6 protein-coding genes are annotated in these 11,019 nt (G+C 72.0%); 3 read left to right on the forward strand and 3 right to left on the reverse strand.

Going from position 1 to position 11,019, the window contains the following annotated elements:
• Positions 1 to 104 precede the first annotated feature (104 nt).
• The 3 genes from ABZ027_RS41480 to ABZ027_RS41490 form a co-directional block, all read right to left on the reverse strand.
• On the reverse strand, positions 105 to 893 hold the full coding sequence (locus tag ABZ027_RS41480) for a serine protease (protein ID WP_356777983.1): 789 nt from the start codon (positions 891 to 893) through the stop codon (positions 105 to 107).
• A 247-nt stretch (positions 894 to 1,140) separates the two neighbouring features.
• On the reverse strand, positions 1,141 to 3,951 hold the full coding sequence (locus tag ABZ027_RS41485) for an AAA family ATPase (RefSeq protein ID WP_356777985.1): 2,811 nt from the start codon (positions 3,949 to 3,951) through the stop codon (positions 1,141 to 1,143).
• 166 nt (positions 3,952 to 4,117) lie between these two features.
• Positions 4,118 to 5,005, reverse strand: a complete 888-nt coding sequence (locus ABZ027_RS41490; protein WP_356777987.1) for a helix-turn-helix transcriptional regulator — start codon at positions 5,003 to 5,005, stop codon at positions 4,118 to 4,120.
• A gap of 114 nt (positions 5,006 to 5,119) precedes the next feature.
• Between ABZ027_RS41490 and ABZ027_RS41495 the strand changes: the two genes are divergently transcribed.
• The 3 genes from ABZ027_RS41495 to ABZ027_RS41505 all read left to right on the forward strand — a co-directional run.
• Entirely contained in the window at positions 5,120 to 6,790 is a 1,671-nt protein-coding gene (locus ABZ027_RS41495; RefSeq protein ID WP_356777989.1) for an AMP-binding protein, read from the forward strand.
• Entirely contained in the window at positions 6,787 to 8,379 is a 1,593-nt protein-coding gene (locus ABZ027_RS41500) for an AMP-binding protein (RefSeq protein WP_356777991.1), read from the forward strand. Before ABZ027_RS41495 ends, ABZ027_RS41500 begins: the two co-directional genes overlap by 4 nt.
• Before the next feature lie 396 nt (positions 8,380 to 8,775).
• Positions 8,776 to 11,019: Ig-like domain-containing protein (locus tag ABZ027_RS41505; RefSeq protein WP_356777993.1), on the forward strand; the 2,244-nt coding region annotated here is incomplete at its 3' end.

Raw genomic sequence — 11,019 nt, forward strand, 5'->3', positions numbered from 1 at the left:
GATGCCGTGATCGATGGCCTTCTCCAACCGGCCAGACTCGAACGTGGAGGCCCGCAACGCCCCCTGGTACTGCACCTGAGGAATCCTCAGGAGAACCTTCCTGGCTACGAGTTGACCTGTGCGGTCACGAGGCTGGAGAAGGTGGTCAGCCGGGTGTAGACACCCGGGTAACCGGCCTCGGCACAGCCCTCGCCCCAAGAAGTGATCCCTGCCAGGACGCCTCCTATGAGGAAGGGGCCGCCGCTGTCGCCCTGGCAGGTGTCGACGCCGCCGGAGGTGTATCCGGCGCAGACCATGTCGCTCGCGACGAAGTCGGAGCCGTAGGAGTTCGCACAACTGCTGTCGGAGACCGTCGGGACGGTCGCGGTGCGCAGCTGGTTGGAGGAGCTGCCGTTCGCGGACGTGGTGCCCCAGCCCACGATGCGGGCGGTGGTACCGGCCGCGTAGACGCTCGTCTGGGACGAGGAGACGTACTTCGCCGTGGTGTACGGCATCGACGTCGACAGCGTCAGCACGGCCACGTCGTCGCCGTTGGTGGCGTCCGTGTATCCGGGGTGGACCCAGATCTTGCTGACTCTGCTGACCGTGCCGTTGGTGCCGTTGAGGTAGGTGCGACCACCCACCACCCGGACGCTGCTGGTGGTCTCGCCGACCATGCAGTGCGCCGCGGTGACGACCTTGGTGGGCGAGACCAGGGTGCCGCCGCAGAACTGGTTCTGCGAGGCGTCCGTGATCTGCATCATGAACGGGTAGGCGGTCGTCGTGGTCGTCGTGCCGCCGACGATGGGCTGGGGAGCGGCGGTGGCGGGGGAGCCGATCAGCGCGGTCGTGGCGGCGGCAGCGGTGGCCACCAGGACGGCGGCGGACTTCTTGGCGCGGTGGAGCCCGAACATGAGTCTCCTCAGTGGGGGTTGCCGGTGGGGGTCGCGCGGGTGGGGGGTCGTGCACGGGGATCTCTGGACCGACCCCCGTATGACCGGGCGAGCGGCACGTCACCTACGCTAGAAGCCGGACGTTCCCCTTCCCAATGAGGGAACCCCCTAAGGGAGTTGGGCAGGGAAAACCCTCGGTCGGCCCCCTCCGAACACCGCGTCGGGACGCGAAACATCCCCGAAACCGCAGGACTTGCCGCTCACGGACTCACGGCGTACGGCGGCCCGCCGCCAGTCTGACGATGTCCACCCGCGAGCGGATCCCGAGCTTGCGGTAGACGCGGGTCAACGTCGCCTCCACCGTCTTGACGCTGATGAACAGCCGCCCGGCTATCTCCCGGTTGGTGGCGCCCTCCATGACCAGCGCGGCGACCTGACGCTCCATCGCGGCCAGACCGTCCAGCGCGTCGAGCGCGAGGACGGGAACAGCGGCCGGTTCGGCGGGCGGCGGCACCGTGGCGGCCTCCACCTGCCGCAGCCAGGGCAGCGCCCGGCAGCGCCTGAACAGCCGCGCCGCCTCGTCGTACGACGTCGGACCCGGCCGCCGGGTGCGCAGCGTGGCCAGCGCGAACGCGGCCCGCGCCTCCTCCAGGCCGTAGCCCAGCTTGGCGAGCCGGTCCTGCGCCGAGGTCAACTGGCCGAGTGCGGCCTCGTGTTGGCCGCGGGCCGCCCGTACCAGCGCCTCCGCACGGTCCAGTACGGCGAGCACGCCCTCGCGGCGCAGCCGCAACGCGTGTTCGCGGGTCACCGTGACGAGGTCCTGCGCCTCGGCGAGCTCACCCGTGGCGACGAGTGCTTCGGCGAGGTCACCGTGCCAGCGCCCGCGCGCCGGGTCGGTGATGCCGAGCCCGAGCTCCAGCTCCCGTACCCGGCGCAAAGACCGGACCGCCCCCGGGGCGTCCCCGGCCACCAGCTGGGCGTGACCGAGGGCGGCCAGGGCCCGCGAGACGTACATCTGGTCGCCGTCCACCTCGGCGTGGTCCGCGGCTTCCCGGGCCAGCGCCAGCGCTCGGTCGACGTCCCCGCCGGCCGCCTCCGCGAACGAGGTGAGCAGCGCGGAGGCCACCTCGCCGATGCCGGAGTCGCGGGCCAGCCGCAGGCTCTCCCGGGCCAGGTCGAGGGCCCGGCCGCAGTGCCCGGAGCGCAGTTCCGTCTCGGCGACCAGCCGCAGGAAGTGCACCTCGCTCTCGACCATGCCGCGCCGCCGCACCTCGCGCAGCAGCGCCGTCACGGTGGTGCGGGCCTCGGCCAGCTGGTCGCTCATCAGCAGCCAGCGGAAGCGGGTCAGGCCCGGCCCGTTGTGATGACACGCGACCTGCGGGTCCTGGGGTTCGGTGAGCGCCCGGTTGATGGTCGCGGGGGCGTCGGGATGGCCCATCAGGGTCTCCGTCTGGGCCTGGAAGGCGAGCGCCAGCAGTTCGGTGCTTCGGTCACCGGCCCGCGCGGCCAGCTGAGCCGCGTGCGCGGCCTGCTCCCGGCCCTCCGCGAAGTCTCCCTGGACGACCAGGCCCCGCCAGGCCAGCTGGTAGTGGACCAGGGCGAGCAGCCGGGGGTCGTCGCCCGCGTCGGCCAGCGCCTGCGGGAAGACGGCGTCGACGTCCCCGAGGGCCTGTCCGGCGGACTCGATCACCACCATCCAGGCCCGCACCCGGTCCGCGGGCACGGTCACCCGGGTCAGCACCTCCCGGGCGATGTCCCGTGCCAGCTCCACCTCCCCGGCGGTGATCGCGTCCTCGGCGGCCTGCAACCGGCGCTCGTCCGGCCCGGGCACGGTGTCGGCCGGGGTGTGCCGGGCGGCCAGCAGTCCGAGCGACGCGGCCACCGAGGGGGCACCGCGGTCCCGGGCCTGGGTGGCGGCCTCGGCGAGCTGGGCCGCAACCTCCGGGTCGGTTCCGGTGGTCGCCAGCGCGAGATGCCGGGCCCGCTCGATGGGGTCGGAGGCCGCCGTGGACAGCGCGGCGTGCGCGGCCCGCCGCTCCTGCGCGGGCGCCTCCGCGTACAGCGCCGCCGAGATCAGCGGATGCGCGAACCGTACGGCGGGCCCCTCCGGCTCCGTCGCCAGCAGACCCAGGGCCGCCGCCTGCGCGGTCTCCGCCTCGGCGTTGTCCCGGCCGGCCGAGTGCAGCAGCGCCAGCGTGGGTCGCGCGCCCGCGCTGGCCACCAGCAGGGTGCGACGGGCCTCGTCGGAGAGCATCTCCAGCCGGTTGAGCACCAGAGCCCGCAGTGAGGTGGGCACCGGCAGCGGCTCGCCGGGGCGGGGCCGGGCCGGGTTCTCGGTCAGCGCCCGGCCCAGTTCCAGCGCGAACAGCGGGTTGCCGCCGCTGGTGCGGTGGATGTCACGGACGGTGGAGCGCGGCAGACCGGTGTAGCCGCGCCGGCTCAGCAGCTCGGAGACCTGGGTGCGGGAGAGCGGGTTGAGCCGGACCGCCAGGCTGTCCGGGGGCAACGCGCGTAGATGACGGTCGTACTCCTGCCCGTCGGTCCGCACCGCGCACAGCAGCTGGACGGGGGTGTCGCCCAGGCGGCGGGCGGCGAAGCCGAGGAGCTCCGCGCTGGCCGGATCCAGCCACTGCAGGTCGTCCGCGACGATCAGGACGGGGCCCTCGGCGGCGAGTGCGCGCAGCACGGACAGGACGGCCAGCCGCAGCGCCAGGCCGTCGCGCTGGAGGGTGGACTCGCCGCGGCCGGTGAGCGCCGACTCCAGGGCGGTCCGCTGGGCGGCGGGCAGCCGGCCGGCCACCTCGTCGACCACCAGGCCCAGCAGGTCCGCCAGGGCCAGGAAGGGGAGGTGGGATTCGGACTCGGTGGCGGAACAGCGCAGGACGGTGCCGGCCGTGCCGGAGTATTCGGCGGCCAAACTCCGCAGCACCGTCGACTTTCCTATTCCGGCCGGGCCGTGGAGCAGTACGCTGCCGCCGCGGACGAGCTGCTCACGCGCGGCCGTGAACAGCTCCTCCGTGCCGATCAGCAGATCGGGGCGGCATCGGGCAGGCTCCTTGAAGTCCCGTCGCACGGTCACCGCTCCCCTCCGTGTGTCGTGTCCGGGCCAATATTAGGCAACGGACAATGGAATTCGGCCGAACGCGGTGGTGAGGGAAATAACAACGTGATGGCAGAGAGAAATTCAGCGCTGTCACACATGAATGACCCGCCGACGGATCCGGTCGCCGTCGTCTCCCGGCCGCCTACGGCAACCACCCGGCCCGACGTGCGGCGACGACCGCCTCGCCGCGGGTCCGTGCCCCGAGCTTCCGCATCGCCGACCGGAGGTACCCCTTGACCGTCTCGGCGGTCACTCCCAGCCGTTCGGCGGCCACCGCGTTCGTCGCCCCGGCGGCGACGCAGGCCAGCACATCCACCTCGCGGGGCGCCGGCCCCGCTCCTCCGGCCGGCCCCGCTCCTCCGGCCGGACCCGCCTCTTCGGCAGAACCGGTCCCCGCGGTCAGCAGCCCGCAGGCCTCCAGCAGCTCCGTCCGCAACGCCGGGTCCGCGATCCTCGGGGCCAGGGCTCGCAGCGCCGCGTGCGCCTCCCGGACCTGTTCCCACGCCGCTCCATCCCGATCGGACTCCTGCCCGGCGGCCGGGCCCGGCTCGGCTCGCGCGGCGATCACCAGGTCCCGCGCCTCGTCCGCGACGACCAGCGCCTGCTCCACGTCCCGCGCGGCGTCCACGGCCGCGCCGAGCATGCGGTCACCCAGCGGCCGGGCGTCGCGCAGGGCGCCGTAGAGCACACCGCGCACCCGGCGCCGTACCACCACGGGCACGGCCAGCACCGAGCGCAGGCCCTCGGCGGCGACCGCGGTGTCGTACTCGTGGCTGATCTGCCGCGAGCAGGAGTAGTCCGTCACCGCGCACGGGCGGCCCAGCGCCACCGCCCTGCCGCCCAGGCCGTTGCCGGAGGTCACCGCGAGCGCGCTGAGGGCGGGCGTGGCCGTGCCGTTCAGTTCGCTGATGCGCATCTGCCTCAGGCGCGGCTCCACCAGGCCGCCGAAGGCCACCGGCAGGCCGGTCGTACGCCGCAGCCGCACCAGCGCACTGCGGATCTCCGTGGACTGCGACACCTCTGCCGTCACCTGCTCGCCCCTTCGCTGCGGCACACACCCCCGTTCGGGGGTAGTGAGACCTGCATCACGGATTACACGATGGCAGAGAGCCGCCCGGCAATGGTCCGGCAACCAGGAGGACAGATGACATCGGCCACGGAGCTGTTCCGCAGCGCGCGGGACTTCCTGCTGGAACACCGCGAGGACTACGCCACGGCGTACGAGGGCTTCGAGTGGCCCCGCCCCCGGCACTTCAACTGGGCCCTCGACTGGTTCGACGAGATCGCGCGCGGGAACGACCGGACCGCGCTGCACATCGTCGAGGAGGACGGCTCCGAGGTCCGCGTCTCCTTCGCCGAGATGTCCGAACGGTCCAACCGGGTCGCGAACCTGCTGCGTGAGCGCGGGGTGGGCGCCGAGGACCGGATCCTGGTCATGCTGGGCAACCAGGTCGAGCTGTGGGAGACGGCGCTCGCCGCGATGAAGCTGCGGGCCGTCGTCATCCCGGCGACCCCGCTGCTCGGCCCCGCCGACCTGCGCGACCGGGTCGAGCGCGGGAACGTGCGGCACGTCCTCGTGCGCGCCGAGGACGCCGGCAAGTTCGACGACGTGCCCGGCGACTACACGCGCACCGCCGTAGGCGGCGTGCCCGAGGGCTGGCAGCCCTACGAGGACGCGTACGCCGCCTCCGCCGAGTTCCTGCCCGACGGGCCGACCCTCGCGGACGACCCGCTGATGCTGTACTTCACCTCCGGTACGACGGCCCGACCCAAGCTCGTCGAGCACACCCACACCTCGTACCCGATCGGGCACCTGGCGACCATGTACTGGATCGGCCTGAAGCCCGGCGACGTCCACCTGAACATCTCCTCGCCCGGCTGGGCCAAGCACGCCTGGTCGAACCTGTTCGCGCCGTGGAACGCGGAGGCGACCGTGTTCATCCACAACTACACGCGCTTCGACCCGGCCCGGCTGATGGCGGAGATGGACCGCGCCGGCGTGAGCACGTTCTGCGCCCCGCCGACCGTGTGGCGGATGCTCATCCAGGCCGACCTGACCCAGCTGCGCGTCCCGCCGCGCGAGATCGTCGCGGCCGGTGAGCCCCTCAACCCCGAGGTCATCGAGCAGGTCCGCCGGTCCTGGGGCGTGACCGTCCGCGACGGCTTCGGTCAGACAGAGACGGCGGTCCAGGTCTCCAACAGCCCGGGCCAGCCCCTGAAGACCGGTTCCATGGGCCGGCCCAGCCCCGGCTACCGCGTCGAACTCCTCGACCCCGTGTCGGGCGCGCCCGGCGCGACGGAGGGCGAGATCGCGCTGGACCTGTCCGCGCGGCCGGTCGGCCTGATGACCGGCTACCACGGCGACGCCGACCTCACGGCCGAGGCGATGGCAGGCGGCTTCTACCGCACCGGTGACATCGGCGCGCGCGACGCCGAGGGCTACATCACCTACGTGGGCCGCGCCGACGACGTCTTCAAGGCCTCCGACTACAAGATCAGTCCCTTCGAGCTGGAGAGCGCGCTGCTGGAGCACGAGGCGGTGGCGGAGGCGGCCGTGGTGCCCGCGCCGGACGAGCTGCGGCTCGCCGTCCCGAAGGCCTATGTGGTGCTGGCGGAGGGCTGGGCGCCCGGGCCCGACACCGCGAAGGTGCTGTTCGAGCACTCCCGCAGCGCCCTCGCGCCCTACAAGCGCGTCCGCCGCCTGGAGTTCGCGCCGCTGCCCAAGACCGTCTCCGGCAAGATCCGCCGCATCGAACTGCGCGAGGCCACGGCCGCGGGTTCCAACGCCGAGTACCGCGAGGAGGACTTCCGGTGAGCGAGCCGTCGTACACCCATGGCACCAGCGGGACCGTCCTGCTCGGCGACACCATCGGCGCCAACCTGGACCGGGCGGTCGCGGCCTGGCCGGAGCGCGAGGCCCTCGTCGACGTACCGTCCGGGCGGCGCTGGACGTACGTCCGATTCGCCGAGGACGTCGACCGGTTGGCGTCCGCGCTGCTGGCGAGCGGCGTCGTCAAGGGCGACCGGGTGGGCATCTGGGCGATCAACTGCCCCGAGTGGGTGCTCGTCCAGTACGCCACCGCCCGCATCGGCGCGATCATGGTGAACATCAACCCGGCGTACCGCACCCACGAGGTCGAATACGTCCTCCAGCAGGCCGGCGTCTCCCTGCTCTTCGCCTCCCTCAGCCACAAGGCCAGCGACTACCGGGCGATGGTCGACCAAGTACGGCCCAGATGCCCGCAGCTGAGGGAGGTGGCGTACATCGGCGACCCCAGCTGGGAGGCGCTGATCGCCCGCGCGACCCCCGACGCCCGCCCCCCGGACCTGTCCTGCGACGACCCGATCAACATCCAGTACACCTCGGGCACCACCGGCTTCCCCAAAGGCGCCACCCTCTCCCACCACAACATCCTCAACAACGGCTATTTCGTAGGGGAGTTGGTGGGCTACTCCGAACAGGACCGGATCTGTCTCCCGGTGCCCTTCTACCACTGTTTCGGGATGGTGATGGGAAACCTCGCCGCCACCTCGCACGGCGCCTGCGTCGTCATCCCCGCCCCCTCCTTCGACCCCGCTGCCACCCTGCGCGCGGTCCAGCAGGAGAGCTGTACCTCCCTGTACGGCGTCCCCACCATGTTCATCGCGGAGTTGAACCTCCCCGACTTCGCCACCTACGACCTCTCCTCGCTGCGCACCGGCATCATGGCCGGCTCGCCCTGCCCGGTGGAGGTGATGAAACGGGTGGTCGCCGAGATGCACATGGCGGAGGTCTCCATCTGCTACGGCATGACGGAGACGTCCCCGGTGTCCCTGCAGACGCGGCGGGACGACGACCTCGAGCACCGCACGGCCACGGTGGGCCGGGTCCTGCCGCACGTCGAGGTCAAGGTCGTCGACCCGGCCACCGGCGTCACCCAACCACGCGGCACCGCCGGTGAGTTGTGCACCCGCGGCTACGGCGTGATGCTCGGCTACTGGAACGAACCCGAGAAGACCGCCGAGGCCGTCGACCCGGGGCGCTGGATGCACACCGGTGACCTCGCGATGATGCGGGAGGACGGGTACGTCGAGATCGTCGGCCGGATCAAGGACATGATCATCCGGGGCGGCGAGAACATCTACCCGCGCGAGATCGAGGAGTTCCTCTACGCCCATCCGGGTATCGCGGACGTCCAGGTCGTCGGCGTACCGCACGAGCGCTACGGCGAGGAGGTCCTCGCCTGCGTCATCCCGCGCGACCCGGCCGACCCCCTCACCCTGGAGGAGCTGCGGGGCTTCTGCGAGGGGAAGCTGGCGCACTACAAGATCCCGAGCCGGCTCCAGATCCTCGACTCCTTTCCCATGACGGTGTCGGGGAAGGTGCGGAAGGTGGAGCTGCGGGAGAAGTACGTGGCCGACTGAGGATCGGCACACGTACTCGGCCTGAGAGCCAGCCTCTTCACACGAAGGGCGGGACTGGGCGACCGGCATCCGCGGTGCCGGTCGCCCCGTGTCCGCCCTTTTTTGCTCGGGATCTGAATGACCGGCGCACAGCGATCGTCGTGCGCCGGTGCCGTAGGCGGTCCCCGCGCCGCCCGAGCGGCGTGCGCGCTCCGCTCTTCGGGGGAATCGGGCGTCATGGTTCTGGCGTGGCGGAACCGGCCGGGAGCGTACTGGTGGTACCCGCCGGAGCCGCCCAGCTCCTGCCGAGGGACGACGGTTGTGCTGCCCAGCATCCGTCGGCGCCGACAGCGCCCCCTCGGCAGTCATCACGAGAGGCGGACCCGATCACCCCAGCTCCCTTTGGAGGGCCGATCCATGCCTGCAACCGTAACCTTAGTCACCTCCTCGCCGAATCCCTCGGTCTTCGGCCAACCGGTGACGCTGACCGCGACCGTCGTCCCGCTCGGTCCGGGGACTCCGACGGGAACGGTCACCTTCGCCGTCAGCGGCGGGCCGACCGTGACGGCGCCCGTCGTGGGCGGTGTCGCCACAGCGACGGTCAACAACCTGTCCGTCGGAGGCCACATCATCACCGCCACCTACAGCGGTGACTCCAACTTCACCTCGTCCACGGGGTCTGCGGTCGAGGTGGTCATCAAGGCGTCCACCACCACGACGGTGACCTCAGCACCGGATCCGTCGGTCTTCGGCCAGACGGTGACGATCACCGCGACAGTGACGCCGGTCGCGCCGGGAACGGGCACGCCGACGGGAACCGTCACCTTCGTCATCAGCGGGGGACCGATCCTGACGGCGCCGCTGGTGGGGGGAACGGCGACGGTCACCACCAACACCTTGAGCGTCGGTCCGCACACGATCACCGCGATCTACGCCGGGGACGCCAACTACCTGCCGTCGGCAGGGACGGACACGCAGACCGTACAGGGCAAGGCGGCCACCACGACGACGGTGACCTCCTCGCCGGATCCGTCGGTGGCGGGCCAGCAGGTGACCTTCACGGCCACCGTGGCGCCGGTGCCCCCCGGGTCGGGCACGCCCACGGGAACGGTGACCTTCACCTTCGGCGACGGGTCGCCGAATGTGACGGCCCCCCTGGCGGGAGGTGTGGCCACGGTCAACCACACGTACACCAGCGCCACCGGCAGTCCGTACACGGTCACCGCGACCTACAGCGGCAACGCCAACCTCAACCCGTCCACGGGCATCGACACCCAGACCGTGCTGCCGGCGGCGACGACCACGACGGTGGTGTCCTCGCCTGATCCGTCGGTGGTGGGGCAGCCGGTGACCTTCACCGCGACCGTGGCTCCGGTGGCGCCGGGCGGGGGGACGCCGACGGGCACGGTCACGTTCACCTTCGGGGACGGATCGCCGCCGGTGACGGCGACGCTGGCCGGTGGCACCGCCACGACCACGCACGCCTACACCACCACCACGGGCAGCCCGTTCACGGTGACCGCCACCTACAGCGGCGCCGGGAGCTTCACCCCTTCGACGGGCACTGACACGCAGACGGTGGCCGCGGCCGGGACCAGCACCACTGTGACCTCCTCGCCGGATCCGTCGGTGGTGGGGCAGTCGGTGACCTTCACCGCGACCGTGGCCGCGGTGGCGCCGGGCGCGGGGACGCCGACGGGCACGGTCACCTTCGACTTCGGCGACGGGTCGCCCACCCAGAGCGGCACCCTGGTGGGCGGCACGGCAACAGTGACCCACACCTACACCAGCGCCACCGGCAGCCCGTACACCGTCACCGCCACCTACGCCGGCAACGCCAACTTCGCCGGCTCCTCGGACACCGACACGCACACGGTCAGCCAGTCGGCCACGACCACCACGGTCACGTCCGCGCCGGATCCGTCGACGGTCGGTCAGGTGGTGACCATCACCACGACGGTGGCACCGGTCGCACCGGGGGCCGGCACGCCCACGGGAAACGTCACCATCAACTTCGGTGACGGCAGCCCGGCCCAGACGGTGGCCCTGGTGGGCGGCGCGGTGACGGTCACCCACACCTACACCACAGTCACCGGCAGCCCGTTCACCATCACCGCCTCCTACGGCGGCGACAGCAACTTCGGCTCCTCCACCGGCACCGACACCCAGACGGTGACCGCGGCCGCGACGTCGGTCACCGTGAACTCCTCGCCGGATCCGTCGGTGGTGGGGCAGTCGGTGACCTTCACCGCGACGGTGGCCCCCGTGGCGCCGGGCGCGGGGACGCCGACGGGCACGGTCACCTTCGACTTCGGAGACGGCAGCGCGACCGTGACGGTGCCGGTCGCCGGCGGTACCGCGACGACGGCCCACACCTACACCACCACGACCGGCAGCCCGTTCGCCGTCACCGCGACCTACAGCGGTGACACCGACTTCCAGGCCGCCACGGGCGCAGACACCCAGACCGTGCTGCCTGCGGTGACGACCACGACGGTGGTTTCCTCGCCGGATCCGTCGGTGGTGGGGCAGTCGGTGACCTTCACCGCGACGGTGGCCCCGGTCGCGCCGGGTGCGGGGACGCCGACGGGGACGGTCACCTTCGACTTCGGTGACGGGTCGCCGACGCAGAGCGGCGCCCTGGTGGGCGGCACGGCAACA

The sequence above is a fragment of the Streptomyces sp. NPDC006332 genome (assembly GCF_040612855.1).
Taxonomy (GTDB): domain Bacteria; phylum Actinomycetota; class Actinomycetes; order Streptomycetales; family Streptomycetaceae; genus Streptomyces.

Excerpts from the sequence above, each read along its gene's own strand:
- ABZ027_RS41480 (WP_356777983.1), bottom strand. The coding sequence starts at position 893 with ATGTTCGGGCTCCACCGCGCCAAGAAGTCCGCCGCCGTCCTGGTGGCC.
- ABZ027_RS41495 (WP_356777989.1), top strand. The coding sequence starts at position 5,120 with ATGACATCGGCCACGGAGCTGTTCCGCAGCGCGCGGGACTTCCTGCTG.